General features: G+C 30.0%; 4 protein-coding genes. 2 read left to right on the top strand and 2 right to left on the bottom strand.

Translation table 11 applies throughout. From position 1 onward, the window contains the following. Positions 1–363: redoxin domain-containing protein (locus tag JJD95_RS19875; RefSeq protein WP_291645215.1), on the top strand; the 363-nt coding region annotated here is incomplete at its 5' end. A 654-nt stretch (positions 364–1,017) separates the two neighbouring features. After that, a complete protein-coding gene (locus JJD95_RS19880; RefSeq protein WP_291645217.1) occupies positions 1,018–1,626 on the top strand; it encodes a 5-formyltetrahydrofolate cyclo-ligase in 609 nt (202 codons plus the stop codon). Between the two features lie 115 nt (positions 1,627–1,741). Here the strand turns inward: JJD95_RS19880 and ric are convergent, their stop codons facing one another. Further along, on the bottom strand, positions 1,742–2,467 hold the full coding sequence (gene ric, locus JJD95_RS19885) for an iron-sulfur cluster repair di-iron protein (protein ID WP_291645221.1): 726 nt from the start codon (positions 2,465–2,467) through the stop codon (positions 1,742–1,744). Between the two features lie 21 nt (positions 2,468–2,488). Next, the gene (locus tag JJD95_RS19890; RefSeq protein ID WP_291645219.1) at positions 2,489–3,721 is read right to left on the bottom strand and encodes an FprA family A-type flavoprotein; all 1,233 of its coding nucleotides are present in this window, start codon (positions 3,719–3,721) and stop codon (positions 2,489–2,491) included. Between the last annotated feature and the right edge of the window lie 289 nt (positions 3,722–4,010).

Genomic DNA, 4,010 nt, shown 5'->3' on the forward strand with positions numbered 1-4,010 from the left:
GAAATATTACCAGAAATAAAAGCTCAAGGCGCTAATCTAGTAGCTATTTCACCAGAACTTCCTGACACTTCGCTTACTTTAATAGATAAGCATAATCTTGAATTTGAAATCCTTACCGATACTGATAATTCTATTGCGAGAGAACTTGGAATAGTATTTAAACTTGATAAAGACCTACTTGCCCTTTATAAAAGTTTTGGAGTCGATTTAGCTACAGCTCAAGGTAACGAAAATGGAGAACTTCCACTTCCTGCAACTTTTGTAGTTGATACAAATGGTATAGTTATTCTTGCAGATTTTAACATTGATTATTCAAAACGACTTGAACCAAGCGACGCAGTAGCTTCACTAGCAAACCTTTAAAATTTTCCTAACTTAACAATATATATTACTGAGGACATAGAGTAGTACCATCTCTACCTGCTTTTATAGTATAAACGCATTAATCCAAAATACAAATATCCCTTCCACAAGAAAAACGCAAATTAAATTGTTTGCGTTTTTCTTGTGCTTAAAGAGATTATCTTTTATTACTTGTATGTTTTTCATTTGGTAAAATATAGGTATATCGAATTTATAAATTGACATTAACTCCTATATTTTTTTCTCCACTTTTTCAAATTAAACATAGTACCTCCTAATTTTTGAACCTTCTATGTTCTATTCTACACGTTCTTGGTACAATTATACAAGATATTAATTAGAATATCCATATATGTTTTGATTTTATTTAAAATATGATTATTGTAAAAATGTTATGCTATAATAATTATTTCAACCGCAATTAAGGTGCAGTCCCACCTTATAAAATGAGAGTGCAGTAATTTCATGGATAGCACTTAACATGTAAGTGCGGAGCATTATTACACTATTTTCAGGTTATAATGGTATTAAGAAAACCAAATATAAAATGTGTTAAATGTAATTCAGATTACAGAACTCCAAAGCAACTACAGGTATATTTATGTATAGGTAATAGCATAAAATTTAGTATATAAGAGAAAGGAACTTGATAATATGGATTTACTATCTAAGGTGAATATTAGGAAATGCATTTTGAACAAAAGACAGCTTTGTGATTCTGAAACAAGTATGAAATGGAATAAGAGTATATTTACTAAGCTAGTAAATAGTGAATTTTATAAAAAGTCCACTGTTATTTTTATTTTTGTGAGTTTTGAAGATGAAGTTGATACTCATCAAATAATCAATCGTGCCATAAGTGATGGTAAGATAATATGTGTACCTAGAATTCAGTCGAAGGCAACAGGAATTGAGATCTTTAAAATTAATAGTTTAACAGAATTAAGACCAGGGTATTATGGCATATTAGAACCATTGGAAAGGTGTCCTGAAGTTGATAGTAAAAATATAGACCTAATAATTATGCCTGGAGTAGCTTTCGACAGACATGGAGGTAGAGTGGGCTATGGTGCAGGGTTTTATGATATATTCTTAAATAAGATGAATAGAAGGGTCGATAAAATTGCGTTGGCCTATCAGTTTCAAGTATTAAATGAGGTTCCAATGAATGAACTGGATGTAACCATAGACGGAATTATTACGGAAGAAGAAATTATATTGATAGATAAACATAAATTTTCAGGTTTAAATCATAAATTGTAATTGCGTGTTGCTATTACAACTAGATTTAATGAGGCAAATTAACATGCATCTAATTAAATCTAGTTGTGATAGTTTACCAAAATTCTAAAATAACAGTAAGAAAGTTTTTTGGTGATTATTTGATAGGACAACCCTTTTTCTCTTGAATCATAGGGAATAGTACACTGTTTTCTAGATAAATATGAATAAATAGATCCTTTTCTAAATCATGAAGTTTCGTATAGGCCAGTTTGAAAGATGTGCAGGCATCTTCTGGTGCCTCAAAATCTCTTGTTATCTTTTCTAATTCTTTAAGTATATTTCCAGCAGCTTCATGTTCCTCCTCTGTTCCCTTTGTTAACTCATTTATTTGGGATAATATATTATTGTCTCTTGTTATTTCATATTTCTCTATAAGAGGGAATAAAATTTCTTCTTCTTTAACTAGGTGCTCCTCAAGTTCTGTTTTCAAGGTTCCGAAAAGTTTGTGCACCTTTAACAGCTCTTCACTATGATGCTGAAAATGTACCTTGAGTACTTTAAATAATAGCGTATCTATTTCTCTAAGTTGTTTCTTTGTAAATTCATGATGAGTTTGTACTACGTGTTTTATAATTACTGAAGGTTTTTCTTTTCTCCAGTCTTTATATTCTGAGTTTGATTTTATAAACTTCTCGTATTCGTTATTAAGTTCTTCAATAATTTTATCATGATCTATTTCTATCTCGTCCAAGGCTCCTGCAAGCGTATCATGTCCACCGCAGCAATAATCTATTTTATATCTGTTAAATATCTCTGCAGCACCTGGGAAAATTGAAACTACTTCGCCGAGACTTTGGTTTTTATTTATAATTTTTTCTATAATTAATTCCTCCTCTTATTTTTAAACTGTACTAAGTAATAAATCAGCAGTATAATTAACTGCTCTTTCAATGCTCCTTAGGTTGTCGTCGTTTGGTGAGAATTTAATTCTTAGTGGGAATTCTATATCAATCATTCCAGTAGATTTAATTACATCAGAAGTACTCAAGACTTTAATACTACTTTGTTTCAAATAATCTTGAACTACCTCTATAGCTTCTCCACTCCAACCATAAGAACCAAAAGCAGCCCCTATTTTATTTTCTAGGTTTAGCTCATTTATTTCTTTTAATATATCTTCCATGTTTCCAATCATATCAGCATACCTTGTGGAGCTACCAAAGAAAATAGCATCAGCTTCATTAATAGCTTTCATTACTTCTTCTTTAGCCACTTTATTTACATCTATGGTCTCTGAAACTATATCTAACTCTTCAAATTTCCCTTTAATAAACGCAGCAATTTTTTTTGTTCTACCTGTCATAGTGGAATATAGAATCAATGTTTTTTTATTTGTTTCTGTATTTTTACTCATATTATCATAAATATCTATAAAGCTTTGAACATTATCTCTAAGGATATATCCATGCGATGGTGCTATCATCTTTATATCTAGATTTCTAATTTTTTCGATCATAATTTGAACATATCTTCTATGAGGGTGCATTATCAATTTATAATATCCAATATAATCATCATTTATGTCCTCTTTTGCCATATCATTAAAATACTCATAGTTGGCAACGTGAGTACTAAAAATATCACAAGGAAATAAAATTTTATCCTCTATGCAATAAGTTATCATGGTCTCCGCTGTATGAAGGTAAGGTGTTTCAATGAATTTGAGGGTTTTACCTCCTATATCTAGCGTATCCCCATCACCTACTACTAGAAATTCTCTATTATTAAGTTTGTACATTTCCTTAAGCTGATCTACAGCCAAATTTGTGCACACAATTACTGCATTTTTAGCATTAGCTGCCAAACTTCCAAGTGAACCAGAATGATCAGGCTCAGTATGATTAATTATAATGTATTTGATTTTTTCAAGATCTATTTTCTTTTTTAAATTTTCTACATACTCTCGTCCGAAACTCATATCAACAGTATCTATAATTGTTGGTTTTTCAGTCATTAATAAATAACTATTATAAGTTGTCCCTTTTGTTAATGTTAATCTATGAAAAGGTACCTCTCTATCATCAACCTTACCAACCCAATATATATTCTCACTTAGCATAATGTTTTCATTCATAATCTATTCCTCCTGTATTTAATGTGTTCTTGCTTTACTATGACCCCATTCTATAATAATTTTGATTTTATAAATATGATTCAAATCACAAATTGAAAAAATAAAAAATTTATACTTATATTATTTGACCACAATAAATTAAAAATGCTATGGTCCTATGTCAATAAAAAGTACAAATTAAAATGAGAAAGTTATTAGTAATCCCCTTAAATTTAACTTGCGATTGATACATTAAGTTTATTTGCTTTTTTATAGGCTATTTCAAACTCATCAGGTGACATATAATTGC

The organism is Clostridium sp., from assembly GCF_016650035.1.
Taxonomy (GTDB): Bacteria; Bacillota; Clostridia; order Clostridiales; family Clostridiaceae; genus Clostridium_AD.

Coding starts and splice junctions, on each gene's coding strand:
- JJD95_RS19880 (WP_291645217.1), top strand. CDS start 1,018: ATGGATTTACTATCTAAGGTGAATATTAGGAAATGCATTTTGAACAAA.
- JJD95_RS19890 (WP_291645219.1), bottom strand. CDS start 3,721: ATGAATGAAAACATTATGCTAAGTGAGAATATATATTGGGTTGGTAAG.